A 14,000-nucleotide genomic window follows, 5' to 3' on the forward strand; every position below is an offset into this window, starting at 1 on the left:
GATCATTGAAAGGAATAGATAGGTGAAATCTCCAGTTGCCGCAGTGGCCATCGCACTGAGCATATTTTTGGGTCTACCGATCTCCTCCTTTGCAGGGTCTCAGGACATTGTGGTCGAAGATGCTTGGGCGCGCGCCTCAATCGGCAAAAACCGTCCGGGTGCAGCCTACATGACGGTGCGCAACACAGGCACGGATCCAGTGACCATATTGAGCCTTGAAACACCCTTGGCGATGATGCCAGACATCCACCGAACCACAACCGATGCCAATGGCGTTAGTTCGATGGCTCCGGCCGGGGAAATAACAATCGCGCCGGGGGAAGCTGTATCTTTGGAGCCAGGTGGACTGCACGCCATGTTGATGCGGTTGGAAACCCCGATGGTTGAAGGCGAGAGTTTTTCACTGACACTGACATTTGACGATGGTGGGACAGTGACTGTCGATGTGCCCATCCTAGGCATTGCGGCGCGAGGGCCGGAGGGCTGATGCAGCGACGGCACCTTCTCACTTATATTGGAGCAGCATCCGGTGCGTTGGCTCTCGCCCTATTTGCCGGTTGGTGGCAGGTGGACGGGCCCGGTGCCCCTGAACCGGTCGCCAAGCGACCGTTACCGTTGACCGAGATGGATTTCCGGATGACCGATCAGACTGGGACGGCTGTCGGCCCTGAATCACTTCTTGGCAACGCATCCATGGTGTTCTTCGGCTTTACCTACTGTCCGGATGTATGCCCGACCACGCTGTCCGACATCTCCAGTTGGCTCGACGATCTGGGTGAGGATGTTGCGCAATTGAATGTTGTGTTCATAACCATCGATCCAAAACGCGACACTGTTGCGGCTATGGCGGAATATGTGAGCTACTTCCATCCAGCCATCCAGGGTTGGAGGGGTTCACGGGATCAAACAATGCGGGCCGCAGAGGGATTTCGCGCGAGCTATGAAAAGGTCGCCACCGGTGGTGGTGACTATACCATGAACCATACGGCGAGCGTCTTCATGTTCGATGCTGAGGGACAGTTTGCCGGCACAATCGATTATCATGAACCAAGAGAATTTGCGGTGCCGAAGATCCGCCGCGTCCTCGCAAGAACCGAAGAAGAAACATCATGAAGCTGAGATACCTCGTAGCAAGCATCTCCGGAACAAGCCTCGCCGTTGCACTGGTGCTGGGATTCCAGACCGACTGGAGAAAGGCCCCCGTTCCGGAGGCGCTGGCAGCCGTGTCTGATTGGCAACCGTCACCAATGCGGATGCCCGCACCGCCGGATCAACTGCTTTCAATCTACTCGAACGAGACTTTTGAACCTGTAGCAGTCGCATGGAGGGCAGAACCCCCTACTCTGCAATTTACCACTGTCGCTTTGCTTGAAGTGAGGCCCCCGGTTGAAATCTGGTCAGGGACATTGTCCGCCGGCGAAACCCTAGATGCACTGCTCTCCAAGGCAGGTCTTTCTGCAAGCGACCGCGCTGAGGTCGCGCTTGCCTTGGCTGCAGAATACGATCTGCGAAAACTGAAACCCGGATACGGCATTGAAGTCGAAACTTCCTTGTCGGGCACCCCACGCCGCGTCGCGCTTTCGGTGGGCGAAGGTGTTCGGATTGAAGCCACGTTTACAGATGAGATTGCGACACGCAGGATTGTTCCCGAGCCAGACTTGATTGTTCGCGCCGCCGATACCACCGTTCAGAATTCAATCTTTGCCACCCTTGCGTCAGCGGATGTCCCGGCTCGGTTTGCAGTGGACCTCGCCGAGATGCTGGGCGGCACCGTGGATTTCCGACGGGATCTGAAAGGGGGCGAACGACTGCAATTGATGTGGCGTGAAACGATGCTCGAGGATGAAGTGATTGGGCAACCCAGCCTGTCCTTCGCCGCGCTGACGATCGAAGAGACGCTTTATGAAGTCGTCTGGCCCGACGACAACTCTGGCAACGCCACTATCTTCATTGACGGAGAACTGCTTAGGGTCTTTGCGCAGCCTGTGAAAGGCGCTCGGCTAAGCTCAGTTTACGGCAATCGCAGGCACCCTGTATTTGGCGACGTGCGCATGCATACCGGGGTCGATTTTGCAGCCCGCCATGGGACGCCTGTTTACGCGACAGCACCTGGCCGCATCTCGTTCGTCGGGCGACGCCGCGGTTATGGTCGCGTCGTCGAGATCGCACATGGTTCAGACACCATGACCCGATATGCACATCTCAGCGACGTCCCGGAGGGACTGGGCGTTGGAGCCAGAGTTGCCGCAGGTGACAATATTGGTAGTGTCGGCGCGACCGGAACCGCAACCGGTCCAAACCTGCACTACGAAGTGCGCGTAGACGGTCGCCCGACAGACCCAATGTCAGAAGAACGGCTTGCCGCAGCGGCAAGCCAACTCGAGACCAACAGCAGCGTTCTGGTTCGTCTTGAGACTGTTCGCGCGCAGTTCAACGGTTTGCTTGACCAGGAAGTTGCCGCCGCGACTTCAAAAAGACTGTAGATTATGAGACTGCTCACACTCGCAACAGCACTATCATTCGGTCTCGCCGGTCAGGCATTTGCTGAACCCACACCCATAGACGTCAAAAAGACGAATGGCTGCGGGTGTTGCATTGCTTGGATGGATCATCTCGAGGAGAATGGATTTGCACCGACGGGACAAGACATGTTCGCAGGGCTTCTCGTCCGCTTCAAACTCGAAAACGGCATCCCGCAACGCATGGTGTCCTGTCATACCAGTCTGATCGACGGCTACGTAATCGAAGGCCATGTGCCTGCGGATGATATTCGGAGATTGCTCCGGGAAAGGCCCGACGCAGTCGGTCTCGCAGTGCCTGGCATGCCGCTTGGTTCCCCCGGCATGGATCAAAGCCGCTGGCGTGAGGACTATGACGTTTTTCTCATCGAAAAAGACGGATCGACGGAAGTGTTTGCCAGCTATCCCGGCAATTGAAGGCTGACACCAATAAACCGGAAAAATCCAGTTACTCCCCCATCACCTTTGGGTCCCTGAGCAGCATAAAGGCCAGCGCATGAAACACACGATAACTCTTGGGCTGGTAAGCACACTCAGTGCCGTTGTCGTGGATCAAGCGAGCAAAATGGCTGTCGTCGCAAACGCTTCTACACTGAGCTCCGGTGTTTCCGTCTTTCCTGGTTTCAATCTAGTCTACCATCGCAATGATGGCGTGACTTTTGGTCTGTTAAATGGTGCGCCATGGTGGGGGCTAGTATTACTGGCAACGGTTGTATGCCTATGGCTCGTAGTCCTGATGTTCAGAACGAAAGAAGAGGGCGAGGCCGTGGCCTATGGCCTGATCATTGGCGGAGCCTTGGGGAACGTTATTGATCGGATCAGAGTAGGCTCCGTCACCGATTTTCTGGACTTTTATGTTTGGGATCTGCATTGGCCAGCCTTCAACCTCGCAGACACAGCTATTTTTTGCGGCGTCGCCCTGCTGCTGACCTGGCCGGGGTTGAAGAAAACCCAGACCGAGCAATGACAGAAACCGCCGGAGAGAAGGCCGCATTTCGGAAGGTCGCCCTTGTGCTTTCGCTAGCTCATGCCGCAGCAATTGTTTGTCTTGGTGCGCTGACCGTCCTGACCCTTCCGCCTTTCTCATATTTGATAATTGCTCCGGCGACCTACGGTGGCTTCTTTTTTATTTTGCGAGGGCTTCGCCCATTTCGCGCTGCGGTCACGGGTTGGACCTTTGGTCTGGGATATTTCGCCGGTGGGATCTTTTGGATCGCTGAAAGCTTTTTTGTGGATGCGGATCGCTTTAGTCTGCTTGCCATACCTGCAGTCGCTGGGTTGAGCGCGCTGCTTGCGTTCTTTCCCGCACTGGCCTCTTTCGCGTTTGCTGTGCTGGCGCGGTCGCGATTGTCTGAAGGTCTGGCCGGCCCTCTGCTCTTTGCAACATGCTGGACCGCCGCCGAATGGTTGCGGGGACATGTCCTGACGGGATTCCCCTGGAACCTGTCAAGTTATGCGCTCGTCGAATATGAGCCACTGCGGCAACCGGCGGCGTGGATTGGCAGTTACGGTCTCGGCTTTCTCTTTGTTTTTCTGGTTGTTCTGCCAACCCATCTGATTGCCAGTCGCAATAGTAGACGTCCGTGGGGCCTGGTCTTGGCGCTTGGAGTTGCCGCAAGCCTTTGGGGCGCGGGGCAAACCCGTCTCTGGCTTGGCATAGAAGAACCGACGAACATCACTGTGCGGATTGCTCAGGGAAACGTGCCGCAGCAGGACAAGTGGCGTCCGGAACTGCGAGAAGAAACTGTATCACGGTACATTGACTTGTCGAGCCAGGGTGACGTTCCTGACATCGTATTGTGGCCTGAAACAGCCTATCCGGGGTTTCTGGACGAGGTTGAAGAAGATCGTCAGAGGATCATGCGCGCACTCCCACAGACACGCATCTTCATGACCGGTGTGCCGGACCGGGTCGGGGTCGACGCTGACACCATCTACTTCAATACCGTCCAGGCATATGACCCCAAGGGGCGCAGCCTTGGTGGCTATGCGAAACACAAACTGGTTCCCTTCGGTGAGTATGTTCCGCTTCGAAAATGGCTACCGTTTGAGCGTCTGACCGAAAGTCTTGGGGATTTTACACCGGGCCCAGGGCCACGCACCTTAGCCTTGCCTGGAATACCTTTTGTTGGCGTTGCGATATGCTATGAGATCATTTTTCCGGGTCATGTGGTCGACGATGCCATTCGACCGGACTGGATATTCAATGCCACAAACGATGCATGGTTCGGAACATCGATCGGACCGGAGCAGCATCTGGCGGCCGCACGGATGCGCGCTGTCGAAGAAGGCTTGCCAGTGCTTCGGGCCGCAAACACCGGCATTTCCGCAGTCATTGATGCCAGAGGGCGCGTCTTGGCCCGCCTAGACCTTGAACATACTGGAGTCCTGGACGTGCCTCTGCCCCCTGCCCTGCCACGTACACTTTATGCGCGCTTCGGCGACTGGACGCTTTTGCCGCTGGTTTTGACATGTTGGTTTCTGGGTGTAGGCCTGCCTGCTATCGCAAAGAAGTTATTGGCCACTCGGAAAGGGGTCTGACGTGATTGTAATCATTATGACATTAATCGGGGCGTTCTGGGGCGCATACCTTGCAAAAAAACGTAAAGGCAATCGACTTGACATCGCTCAACATGCTGCGAGTTCTGCCATTCTGTTTTGTTTGATCGGATTGTTTGCCACGATCCTGATCGCCCGGATTCTTGGATAGTCTGGTTGTTGGGCGGCGTTGTGGGTAATTCAACCGGCTGTCCGGTTCGAGCGATCGAGTCCCCTTCGATGCTCGCTATGGTTCTCGTGATGGCGATACCCGTCCTGCAACTTTACTGAACACCAATGGTCGACGGCTCAGCCCATTTTTGGACCAGGATCAATCGGATCCCTTGATATGGTTTTCGAAAGCTATCAACGTTGCCTCGCTGACATGGTGTTCGATGCCTTCGGCATCACGCTCGGCCGTTACTTCGTCAATTCCGAGGCTTTGCAGAAACGCGACCACGATCCTGTGGCGCCTTCTGCACGCCTCTGCGAGGGCTTGGCCTCTGTCGGTCAGGAAAATCGAGCGATACTTTTCTCGACGCACCAACCCCGCCACTTTCAAGCGCGAGATATTCTTGGTCACCGTCGGGGCTTTGACCCCCAGCCGTTCCGCGATGTCGACCGGTCGCGCCTCTCCATGGGCTTCGATCAATTCCGCGATCAGTTCCACATAGTCTTCCGCCATCTCGCTTTCATGGGCATTGCGCACATGCGCGAACCCGTCGGCCTGGGCTTCGGGATCGCGGGAATCAGGCGTAAAATCTTCACGCGTCTGTGATGCGCCGGACGACATATGACGACTTTGCCCGATGGTTGATGGATTGACAACAAGTTGGCTTTGGGTAGATAAGTTAGACACGTCTAACTTTTTGAATGGAGCCGTCTGTGATCCATCACGTCCTGCGCGTGATCCTCTGCGCGATTGTCACCGCTTCGGTGTTGGCTGGTCCCTCATCGGCAACACCCGCCAAGGAAGCCCCCTGGTTGCCCGAAGCCGCAGCCTATCGGTTGACGCTGTTTCTGGGCAATCTCGCGCCGGTCCCGTGGGACAAAGTGGAACAAGCCTGGTCTGAGCCCTATCGCGGATCGGAGTATCGCCTCGGAGCCTTTGACTGGCTGGAGCGAGAGAGCGCCATTGAGGTTGCTGATCTGTCCGACGCGATTGGCAGGCAGGATCGGCATGCCGTTCATCTAGCAGCCACCCGCCTCATCGCGCTGAGAATCGAAGAAGAGCTGGATGCAGCCATTGCTGCCGATAACCCGGCGGTATCGCAACAGGCAGTGGCCACTGCCAAGGAGCTTTACCGCGCGTTTGCCGACCATATCAAAGCCGCGGACCCTAGTGCGGCCCGGACACTGGGTCGGGCGTGGTTGGAACTCAACAATGCCACGGGATCAGCAGGCGTGCTCGGCGCTGGCGCCAAGGATAGGAATGTTAAAGAAATGACTGACGCGCGCGCGGAAATTTCAGCCTATCTGGCCGAAAATTACCTCGTCGCGGATCCTGCCCCGCGCCAGACGCTGACTGCCGTGCCCGAGGCGATTGCCCGAACCGGACAGCCGGTTGAATTGCCCGCCGCCCTGCCCCCCGGCTCAGACATCTTCGATCAGGACCCTCTACCACTTCTCGTGCTCAATTTCGAGGAGCAGGGGATCGACGAAACCGACCTGCCCCTCATCGCCTACGGTGACATGCTGTTCGACAGTGCCGAGATATTCGGCGGACCGGCCCGCGATCTGGGCATAGCCTGTTCGACCTGCCACAACCGCTCGGACATCAATCAACGGTTTTTCATTCCCGGCGCCAGTCACCAGCCCGGCGCGGTCGACGTGGATGGCGCTTTCTTCAACCCGATGTTCAACGATCGCCGCGATGATCCGATCGATATCCCAAGCCTGCGCGGGCTGCGGTTTACCGGACCTTACGGCCGCGATGGCCGTTTCGCGTCGCTGCGGGATTTCTCCCGCAACGTGATCGTCAATGAATTCGCTGGCGAAGAACCCACACCCTTCATGCTGGACGCGCTCGTGGCCTACATGACCGAGTTCGATTTCCTGCCCAATTCCCTGGTCACCGGCGACGGCCAATTGACGGAGGCCGCGCCGGATGCTGCGCGGCGTGGCGAAGTGGTATTCAACCGTCCCTTTGCCGGAATGGGCAACCAATCCTGCGCCAGCTGCCATACGCCATCCGGCAACTTTCTTGATCGCAAATCGCACGACATCGGATCGGTGGCTGCGGCTTACGAAGAGTCACATGCAGGTGCCCTCGACACGCCCACCTTGCTCGGTACGCTCTACACAGCGCCGTATTTCCACGACGGTGCCCTGCCGACGCTGGCAAGTGTTGTGGATTGGTTCGACGAGACAAAGAACCTTGGCCTGTCCGGTGCCGAGCGGTCGGACTTGACCGCCTATCTGGAAACGGTCGGCGCAGCCGATGAGCCATACGAGGATTTCGATACCGCGAACACGCCCTTCCGTCTGGCCTTCGCCGAGCTCACCACCTTTGCCTCGACGCTCGACACGCTTCTACCGAAACGCGATGCGCGGCACATCCTGGTCTTGACCGACACGGTCGCGGCCGATCTGGCCGCCGATGCAGGCACGATGGCCAATCTTTCGTCGCGGCCCGAGGTCTACGCGCTGGCCGAGCGCTTGGCAGAGGTCGGCGCAGCCGTTCGGGCAGAGGACTGGGCGGCCGCGGAAACGAGTTGGAGTCTGTTCAAGACGGATGCCGCGGCCATTGAAGATAAGGCGTTTTGATGATGCCTCGCTTGAATCGCCGTCACCTTCTTATTCTCGCAGCGGCCGGTCTTGCCTCGCAGCCGATGTCTGCTCTGGCGCAGTCTGGCCCGTTGCGCCTGGCCTTCATACCGCAGGAGAACCCCGACAAGCTTCTGGGGGATATCGAGGCGATCACCGCCTGGCTGTCGTCTGAAATCGGAATGCCGGTCGAGGGGTTCGTGACCATTGACCATGCCGCCGCAGTCGAGGCGCTGCGCAATGGGGATGCCGATATTTCCTTTATGGGTGCCCTACCCTTCGTTCTGGCCGAAAGGGAAATCGGTGCCATCCCGCTCTTGTCAGAGGTCTACCGCGATGCGCCCAGTTATACGGGCCGAGTCTTTGTGCGCCGTGACAGCGGCTTCAAGACGCTGGCCGATCTGGAAGGTCGCGACATCGCCTTTGCCGACCCGATTTCGGAATCGGGATACATGTACCCCCTGGCCGAGTTTGAGCGCGCAGGCTTAGTATCCAGCCCGGATGCGGCAGAGGACTTCTTTGGCCGCATTTTCTTTGCCGGTGGCTACCAGCAGGCGATGCAGGCGATGGCGGAAGGCTTGGTTGATGCCGCTGGGGCAAGCCAATACGCTGACCTTCTTCTCACCCCTGAGCAGCAATCTCAGGTCACGTGGATCGCGGAAAGCGATGCCATTCCAAGCCACGTCGTCATCGCACGCCCCGAACTGGACGCGGAGCTTCGCGAGAACTTCGTTGCCGCGATGATGAAGCTCAACATGCCAGAACACCGCGACAAACTCCGCTATCTCTACGGCCCGGATGGCTATGTCGAAGCCGACCCTTCGGGGTTCGACGGTGTGCGGACCATGGCGCAGCGCTTCGGATTGCTATGATGCAAGACGCCATTCACATCGACGATCTGAGCTTTGGCCATCACGGTGCTGAGCAGCGCGCCATCGATCAAATATCCCTGAACATTGCGGCCGGAGATTGCGTTGCCCTTCTTGGTCCTTCCGGAGCCGGAAAGACCACACTTTTGACGTTGCTGGACGGACGGCTGCGCGATTGGCAGGGGCGGGTCTCAGTCCTTGGCACGCCATTCGAACCCACCCGCGCCCTGCCCTTGGCAAAGCGCGCTGATACCGGGTTCATCTTTCAGGAGTTTGCGCTTGTCGAACGATCGACAGTGATGCGCAACGTATTGAACGGCAGGCTGGGCCGGATGCCCAGCTGGCGCGCGCTGCTCGGCAACGTGTCGAAGTCTGACATGGACATAGCCCGATCGACACTCTCCGATTGCGGCATCGCGGACCTCGCAGACCGGCGCGTGGACTCGCTCAGCGGCGGCCAGCGGCAGCGGGTGGCAATTGCCCGTTGTCTCGCACAAGAGCCTAAGCTGATCTTCGCGGACGAGCCGGTCAGCAACCTTGATCCGTCCAGAGCAGCGGACATCCTGACGCTTCTCACCAGCGCCGCCCAGGCACGCGGGGCAACGACTGTGTTCTCGTCGCATCAACCGGAACTGGCACGGCGTTTTGCCGACCGTATCATCGGAATGCGCAACGGTCGGATCGTCTTTGATGTCGCGACGCGCGATTTGACCGATGACGCGACGGCGGCGCTCTATGATGATACAGACCCGGCATCCGGCGCACGGCTCAAGGTCGTAAGCTGATGCGGTCGCGCGATCTGGGCGGGTTCTGGGCCGGGCTGTTGGTTGCCGGTGTGGTGCTGTGGTCGCTGATCACCACCGATGTCGAACTGTCCCGACTACTGTCTGCAGGCCCTCGCATTGCCGATTTCCTTGGCCGCATGTTCCCGCCGGATCCGACCATTATGGACGAGATCTGGAAGGGGAGCGCCGAGACGCTGCGGATCGCGATCCTCGGCACTCTCGGTGCCGTGTTCTTTTCCGTTCCGCTTGGTATTCTCGCCTCAGAGACGATGGTGTCCGCAGCGGTGCACCGACCTGTCCGCACCGTTCTGGCATTTATCCGCGCGATCCCGCTGATCCTGGTGGCGATGTTGATGGTGGGCGCGGTTGGGCTGGGGCCATTGCCCGGCATCATCGCGGTGGCGTTCCACGCGACAGGCATGCTGGCCAAATTCTACGCCGAAGCGATTGATGGTGTATCTCGCGCCCCGATTGCCGCTTTGGAAAGTGCCGGAGCCGGGCCATTGTTGCGTTTGCGCTATGCGATCTGGCCGCAAATGGCCCCGGTCGTGGCCCGCGACACGATCTTTCGGTTCGAGTTGAACCTGCGCGAGTCGCTGATCCTTGGCATCGTCGGGGCAGGTGGAATCGGGTTCTACATTCAGACCTATGTGCGCTCGTTCCAATACGATAAGGCGGCGAGCGTGACGATTGCCGTGGTCATCATGGTGATCGCCATTGAAGGGATCAATGTTGCGCTTCGCCGCCGATTTGCCTGATCTGGTTGAGCTTCAGTGAGTCTCAGAAGCTGCTAGGCATAAATCTCGATGGGTGTCCCATCGCGCACCATTGCGTAGACCTCTTCGACCTGCCGGTCGGTGACCGAGATACATCCAGCCGTCCAGTCCCGCTTGTCCATTGGATCGATACCCTTTCGGGGGCCTCCATGGATGAAGATATCACCGCCGGGCGACTTGCCCTGCGCTGCAGCAAAGGCGATGTCCGCCTCGTTCGGGTAGGAGATGCCGACAGACAGATGAAACAGGCTGTCCGGATTGCGTCGATCGATGGTGTACGCACCTTCAGGCGTGCGTCCATCGCCCTCGAATTGCTTGTGTCCTTCCGGCGCGAAGCCAAGGCCGACAGGGTACGTTTTGAGCACTCCGTCCGCGCCATCGAGCACCAGCAGCCTCTCCGACTTGTATAGGCGCACCCGCGTCACTTCTGGCCCTGTGTAAGAGCGGAACTTGCTTGCGCATCCCGAGAGAAAGGCCGCCACGCCACCCAAGAGAAAAAAACGTCTCGGAAGTCTGTCAATCATCACTGCTCGATGCCCCTTTTTCGGACTAATTGATTAAGGCAAGAATATTAAGAAGTTGATTTTGGATCAACCGTTGCCAGCGAGCGAAAGACTTTCCAACTGCTGCGGGCGTGCATGAATGTCAACAAGCTCAAGTGCCGTAAACATGGCAAGAATCCAGCTCCCTGTCTGGCGTTTCCATCTCGAGGGTGCTGTGTTCTACTCCGAACTTATGGATTAGAATTGCTTCGATGTGATCCCTGATGGCTTCGGCTTTAGGCCAATTCGGTACTGTGACAACGACATGAGCGTCGATGGCCAGTCTCTGTTCCGGGAGCCGCCAGAAGTGTAGATGATGAATATCTTGCACCCCTTCTACGGAAATTATTTGTTGCACAACATCTGCCGCATCCAGGTTTGATGGCGCTCCAAGCAGCGACGATCTAAGCGCCTCCCCAATACCGCGGAGGGCGAACCAAAGAAGCGCGCCGGACAATAAAACTGCAATAATCGTGTCAGTTCGCCCGGAACCAAGCAACAAAATAGCTACGCCGCCAGCGAGAACTGGTAGCAAGAACGCTAAACGGTCTGACCATAGGGGCGGTGATGTGCCGATTTTACGTCGGCGCCACGATGTTGGTGCCGGTTTCGAGAACACCAGTAACTCAATCCCTATCAAGACAGAGACGAGCACCACTATGATCCAGCCTTGCGCCAGATGAGGGGAATTTAGGCGCATAACGCCGTGGTAAATGACCGAAGCGGATAGCAGTGCCACAGCAACACAACCCGCCAACTCTGTCGCAATTTCCAATCGCCCATATCCCAGGACAACGCGGTCCTCTTCCTGACGTTGTGTCAGTCTAGTGGCCACTGAACTCAACAACAACTCGACCACGTCCGAAGCGTAGAGCAATGCGATGGCAATAAGGGCAAGGCTTCCAGAAAAAAGGCTGCCGACTGACAACGCCAAGGCAATCGGCAAGTACAACCACTTGTTCCGTCGCGCTTGCCTCTGACAACTGGCGACGCCCGCCAACACTTCGATTTGCTTATCGCTCTTCATGTACCGGCCAAACCTTGTCTGGCCGGGCTCTCTGCTCAACCAGAATACTGCCGCTGATCTCCGTGCGTCGATGCACTTTTTGCAACGCAGCAGACGCTCTTCTTCCCTTGTCACTCTCTCTCAAGGACACGATCAGAAGATCTTTGAAACAGGCGAGATTGCCATCGCAAGTCTGGCTCCTCCACAGCTCAACATAAAGTCTACAACCTCTAGCAACTAGAAGTTCAAGCAAATTCGCTCCGATTAGGATCAATCACAGCCGATACCCAAAGTATGCAACATCTGTCACCGTTGGATCAGTTGCGGCATATCTGCGGTCCCAAGGGCCATCTCAGGCAGCCAAGTGATAAGCTGAGGAAACGAGATCAGCGCCGCGATCAATGCGATCTCAATGGCAACAAGCGGTACCGCACCGCGATAGATATCGGAAAGATTGATGCCCTTCGGTGCCGCCATCTTGGCAAAGAATAGAGCATAGCCGAAAGGCGGCGTCAGAAAGGATGTCTGCAAGGCCAGTGCAATCAGGCCAGCAATCCAGATTTGCGCAAAGTAGGCAGAGCCGACGTGATCTGCGAAATCGAGCTCTGAAATAATCGGCATCAGTACGGGTACAAAGACCAGCAGCACCTCGATCCAGTCAAAAACAAACCCAAGTATGATGATCACGCCAAGGAGGATCGCCAACAGTTCCCATTGGGTGAGATCGAATGCGGATATCCACTCGAAGATGACGTCCGGTCCACCGACCAGGTGGAAACTGAGCGAAAACACCGATGCGCCCAATACGATGAAGAAGACCATCGACGTCATCGTGCTTGTCTGCACCGTGACAGAGTTCAACGATGAGAAAGACAAGCGCTTTCGCGCCAGCGCGACCAATAGCGCGCCAAAAACCCCTACTCCAGCCGCCTCTGTTAGTGTCGCAAAGCCCAGAATGATGCTGAGCGGAATGGATGCGATAACCGCGACAGACGCGAGTACAAACAAGAGGTCTGACACAAGATTGGTCTTGGGTGCGTCCAGCGGGATTTCGACGGTTTTCCGCAAGGTGAAGGCAAAGTAGATCGCGAAGGCCATGACCATCAGAAGAACAGGCACGATGAGGGCCACATACATCAATCCGATGCGCAGGTAGAACACGTTCGAGATGAAGAACAGCATCACGGCAGGCGGGAACACGACACCCAGTGCTCCAGAAGCTGCGACAGCGCCTCCTGCGGTTCGCGGTGCGTAGCCCGACGCCATCATCGGGGCATAGGCCACCAACGCCACAGTGATGACCGATGCGCCGATCACCCCGGCGGCGGGCGCAAGAACAAGGCCGATCAGCAAAGTCGCAATGGCGTAGCGACCCGGAACGCCCGTCAGAAGACGGCCCAGCAAGCGAAACATGGTTTCGGCAACCCCGCTGGCATTGAGGATCAGGCCAAGAAAAATCAACATTGGAACGCTGGTGAATTGGACTGATTCATTGGTCAATACACCACGGGCCCGCAGGTAGATCAGCCCCAGATGCTGGAAATCAGTGATCCCCACCCAAACCGCAGCCACAAACCCCAAAAAGCCTGTCCCCGCGAGCACCAGAGCCACCGGAAAGCCGCTGAAGACCCCGATGGCCATCACGACAAGCATGGCAACCGTGAAGACCTCATTCACCATTGTGCAGGCCGCTTGCTTGTTCCGGTGCACCTTGCGCACGTCTCCCTGTCAGAAAGGCGATGTTGCGAAGGGCTACGATCATCCCGGCAAGAGCCAGCAAGATGGGGCCGATGACTCCGGCAATGCGTTGTGCCCACAACTGGGTTTCCGCGTATTTCGTGGTGCGCATCAAACCGTCCCATCCGTAGTAGGTCAGGATGGCGGCGAGCGGCAGAAGGACAAAAAGGCCGCCAATCAGTTCGATCCACGCAATGCGGCGGGCGGACCAATGTCTGCGAAGAACATCAACGCGCACGTGACCGTCGCGCAGATAGGTATACCCAAAGGTCAAGAAAATCAGGATGAACAGCAGTGACGTGGACAGGTCGGGCAAATAGCTCGACACGCCAAGTTGTAGCTTGCGATCCAGCATCTGAAGCGCGCCATAAGCAGCAATCGAAACAACTGTCAGCCACGCAGTCACGACGCCGATGCCGCGAATGCCACGGTCAATCCAATCCAAAAATCTCAAGCCGAATT

The 14,000-nt window shown here is 57.4% G+C and carries 15 protein-coding genes; 10 read left to right on the forward strand and 5 right to left on the reverse strand.

The window, feature by feature from the left end; all coding sequences use genetic code 11:
• Window positions 1-43: 43 nt before the first annotated feature.
• From BCF46_RS18070 to lnt, 6 genes are all read left to right on the forward strand, one after another.
• Window positions 44-487: a copper chaperone PCu(A)C gene (locus BCF46_RS18070; protein WP_121028000.1), complete on the forward strand. Its 444-nt coding sequence runs from the start codon at window positions 44-46 to the stop codon at window positions 485-487.
• Window positions 487-1,113, forward strand: coding sequence for an SCO family protein (locus BCF46_RS18075; protein ID WP_121027785.1), 627 nt, complete (start codon window positions 487-489; stop codon window positions 1,111-1,113). Before BCF46_RS18070 ends, BCF46_RS18075 begins: the two co-directional genes overlap by 1 nt.
• Window positions 1,110-2,483, forward strand: a complete 1,374-nt coding sequence (locus BCF46_RS18080) for a M23 family metallopeptidase (RefSeq protein ID WP_121027787.1) — start codon at window positions 1,110-1,112, stop codon at window positions 2,481-2,483. Before BCF46_RS18075 ends, BCF46_RS18080 begins: the two co-directional genes overlap by 4 nt.
• Window positions 2,484-2,486: 3 nt before the next feature.
• The gene (locus BCF46_RS18085) at window positions 2,487-2,936 is read left to right on the forward strand and encodes a DUF411 domain-containing protein (RefSeq protein ID WP_121027790.1); all 450 of its coding nucleotides are present in this window, start codon (window positions 2,487-2,489) and stop codon (window positions 2,934-2,936) included.
• Window positions 2,937-3,015: 79 nt separating this feature from the next.
• Complete coding sequence (lspA, locus tag BCF46_RS18090; RefSeq protein ID WP_121027793.1) at window positions 3,016-3,486, forward strand: signal peptidase II; 471 nt, start codon at window positions 3,016-3,018, stop codon at window positions 3,484-3,486.
• The gene (gene lnt, locus BCF46_RS18095; protein ID WP_121027796.1) at window positions 3,483-5,060 is read left to right on the forward strand and encodes an apolipoprotein N-acyltransferase; all 1,578 of its coding nucleotides are present in this window, start codon (window positions 3,483-3,485) and stop codon (window positions 5,058-5,060) included. Before lspA ends, lnt begins: the two co-directional genes overlap by 4 nt.
• 328 nt (window positions 5,061-5,388) lie before the next feature.
• On the opposite strand, the gene mntR is transcribed toward lnt, so the two are convergent.
• Entirely contained in the window at window positions 5,389-5,850 is a 462-nt protein-coding gene (mntR, locus tag BCF46_RS18100) for a manganese-binding transcriptional regulator MntR (RefSeq protein ID WP_121027799.1), read from the reverse strand.
• A gap of 92 nt (window positions 5,851-5,942) precedes the next feature.
• On the opposite strand from mntR, the gene BCF46_RS18105 reads away from it, so the two are divergent.
• The 4 genes from BCF46_RS18105 to phnE are packed head-to-tail and all read left to right on the forward strand — an operon-like array spanning window position 5,943 to window position 10,235.
• A complete protein-coding gene (locus BCF46_RS18105) occupies window positions 5,943-7,823 on the forward strand; it encodes a cytochrome c peroxidase (RefSeq protein WP_245990244.1) in 1,881 nt (626 codons plus the stop codon).
• Between the two features lie 2 nt (window positions 7,824-7,825).
• A complete protein-coding gene (locus BCF46_RS18110) occupies window positions 7,826-8,695 on the forward strand; it encodes a phosphate/phosphite/phosphonate ABC transporter substrate-binding protein (RefSeq protein ID WP_245990247.1) in 870 nt (289 codons plus the stop codon).
• On the forward strand, window positions 8,692-9,477 hold the full coding sequence (locus BCF46_RS18115; RefSeq protein ID WP_245990249.1) for a phosphonate ABC transporter ATP-binding protein: 786 nt from the start codon (window positions 8,692-8,694) through the stop codon (window positions 9,475-9,477). Before BCF46_RS18110 ends, BCF46_RS18115 begins: the two co-directional genes overlap by 4 nt.
• Window positions 9,477-10,235, forward strand: a complete 759-nt coding sequence (gene phnE, locus BCF46_RS18120; RefSeq protein ID WP_121027808.1) for a phosphonate ABC transporter, permease protein PhnE — start codon at window positions 9,477-9,479, stop codon at window positions 10,233-10,235. Before BCF46_RS18115 ends, phnE begins: the two co-directional genes overlap by 1 nt.
• Before the next feature lie 32 nt (window positions 10,236-10,267).
• Here phnE and BCF46_RS18125 read toward each other — a convergent pair whose 3' ends face one another.
• The 4 genes from BCF46_RS18125 to BCF46_RS18140 all read right to left on the reverse strand — a co-directional run bounded on the left by BCF46_RS18125 (window position 10,268) and on the right by BCF46_RS18140 (window position 13,992).
• Complete coding sequence (locus tag BCF46_RS18125; protein WP_121027811.1) at window positions 10,268-10,777, reverse strand: L,D-transpeptidase family protein; 510 nt, start codon at window positions 10,775-10,777, stop codon at window positions 10,268-10,270.
• A 130-nt stretch (window positions 10,778-10,907) separates the two neighbouring features.
• Window positions 10,908-11,822: a cation diffusion facilitator family transporter gene (locus BCF46_RS18130; protein ID WP_121027814.1), complete on the reverse strand. Its 915-nt coding sequence runs from the start codon at window positions 11,820-11,822 to the stop codon at window positions 10,908-10,910.
• A gap of 285 nt (window positions 11,823-12,107) precedes the next feature.
• Window positions 12,108-13,481, reverse strand: coding sequence for a TRAP transporter large permease (locus BCF46_RS18135; protein ID WP_245990251.1), 1,374 nt, complete (start codon window positions 13,479-13,481; stop codon window positions 12,108-12,110).
• Window positions 13,471-13,992, reverse strand: a complete 522-nt coding sequence (locus tag BCF46_RS18140; RefSeq protein WP_232279250.1) for a TRAP transporter small permease subunit — start codon at window positions 13,990-13,992, stop codon at window positions 13,471-13,473. The genes BCF46_RS18135 and BCF46_RS18140 overlap by 11 nt, the downstream gene beginning before the upstream one ends.
• Window positions 13,993-14,000: the final 8 nt, after the last annotated feature.

The sequence above is a fragment of the Litoreibacter meonggei genome (assembly GCF_003663885.1).
Taxonomy (GTDB): domain Bacteria; phylum Pseudomonadota; class Alphaproteobacteria; order Rhodobacterales; family Rhodobacteraceae; genus Litoreibacter; species Litoreibacter meonggei.

Coding starts and splice junctions, on each gene's coding strand:
- lnt (WP_121027796.1), top strand. CDS start 3,483: ATGACAGAAACCGCCGGAGAGAAGGCCGCATTTCGGAAGGTCGCCCTT.
- BCF46_RS18115 (WP_245990249.1), top strand. CDS start 8,692: ATGATGCAAGACGCCATTCACATCGACGATCTGAGCTTTGGCCATCAC.
- lspA (WP_121027793.1), top strand. CDS start 3,016: ATGAAACACACGATAACTCTTGGGCTGGTAAGCACACTCAGTGCCGTT.
- BCF46_RS18130 (WP_121027814.1), bottom strand. CDS start 11,822: ATGAAGAGCGATAAGCAAATCGAAGTGTTGGCGGGCGTCGCCAGTTGT.
- mntR (WP_121027799.1), bottom strand. CDS start 5,850: ATGTCGTCCGGCGCATCACAGACGCGTGAAGATTTTACGCCTGATTCC.
- BCF46_RS18135 (WP_245990251.1), bottom strand. CDS start 13,481: ATGGTGAATGAGGTCTTCACGGTTGCCATGCTTGTCGTGATGGCCATC.
- phnE (WP_121027808.1), top strand. CDS start 9,477: ATGCGGTCGCGCGATCTGGGCGGGTTCTGGGCCGGGCTGTTGGTTGCC.
- BCF46_RS18125 (WP_121027811.1), bottom strand. CDS start 10,777: ATGATTGACAGACTTCCGAGACGTTTTTTTCTCTTGGGTGGCGTGGCG.
- BCF46_RS18075 (WP_121027785.1), top strand. CDS start 487: ATGCAGCGACGGCACCTTCTCACTTATATTGGAGCAGCATCCGGTGCG.
- BCF46_RS18110 (WP_245990247.1), top strand. CDS start 7,826: ATGCCTCGCTTGAATCGCCGTCACCTTCTTATTCTCGCAGCGGCCGGT.
- BCF46_RS18085 (WP_121027790.1), top strand. CDS start 2,487: ATGAGACTGCTCACACTCGCAACAGCACTATCATTCGGTCTCGCCGGT.
- BCF46_RS18080 (WP_121027787.1), top strand. CDS start 1,110: ATGAAGCTGAGATACCTCGTAGCAAGCATCTCCGGAACAAGCCTCGCC.